At 77.4% G+C, this 986-nt stretch carries 1 protein-coding gene; it reads right to left on the reverse strand.

What is annotated here, in order from left to right; all coding sequences use genetic code 11:
• Positions 1–867: hypothetical protein (locus tag AE652_RS42045; RefSeq protein ID WP_159028751.1), on the reverse strand; the 867-nt coding region annotated here is incomplete at its 3' end.
• Between the last annotated feature and the right edge of the window lie 119 nt (positions 868–986).

The following is a 986-nucleotide window of genomic DNA, read 5'->3' on the forward strand; positions in this document are numbered from 1 at the left end:
CGAGGGCCGCCACAGCGCGAGCGCCGAGCCCGCGCCGTGGTCGATCTGCACCGCGACCCGGGGGCCGCCCGCCGCGACCCGCAGGGCGACCGGCCGCAGGAACATGCCCGCGACGTGCAGGCACTCGGGGAAGCGCAGCGGCTCCCCGGCGCCGAGGACGCCCCAGCCGAGCCGGTCGGTGCCGGGCGCGTCGCTGCGCACCATCGCGAACCGGCTGTCCGGGTCGAACAGCACCAGGCGGTCGTTGCTCCGCGGGCCGATCTCCAGCAGGGGGGAGGTGCGGCCGGCGCGCAGGTCGAGCACCACGCTGCGGACCAGGCCCGCGTTCACCCGGTCCAGCGCGAGCAGCGTGCCAGTACGGTCCAGCCAGGTGCCGCCGCCGTGCAACCCCGGGATCTCGGCGACCTGTTCGGGTTCGCTGCCGTCCGTGCGCACCAGCCAGGCGGTGGTCGCCGGGCGGGTGTCGCTGCCGAGCGCGACCGCCACCGGCGTCCGCGGGTCGGCCCCGGCCTGGGCGGGGAGCGGCAGGACCCGCAGGCCGGTCATCCGCAGCGAGCCCAACTGCTGTTCCAGGGCGCTGTTCCCGCCGTACGAGAGGCGGACCAGGTCGTGCCGCTCGCCGTCGTGCCGGCAGGTCAGCACCGAGCCGTCCGGCAGTGCGACCAGCTGTGAGCGCAGGCTCTCCGCGCGGTTGCCGGGCAGCGGCAGCGCGGTCGGCGCGGCCGGTCCGCCGTCCTGCGGCAGTCGCCAACTCTCCACGTACCAGCCGCTGTCGGCGGAGGAGGCGAGGCAGGCGGCGTGGCTGCCGTCGGCGGCGAAGGTGAAGCTCAGCCGGCGCAGCGTCTGGGTCATGGTTCGGGTGGCCACGTTCATGCTCCGCTCACCCCGGTGGTGCTGGACGGGCCCGCCGGGTCGGACGGGCCTGCGTTGCCGGACGGGTCCACGGCGCCGGGGCGGGCCGGGCCGCCGGCCTGGCGGGGCCGGGC

The organism is Kitasatospora sp. MY 5-36, from assembly GCF_001182915.1.
Taxonomy (GTDB): Bacteria; Actinomycetota; Actinomycetes; order Streptomycetales; family Streptomycetaceae; genus Kitasatospora.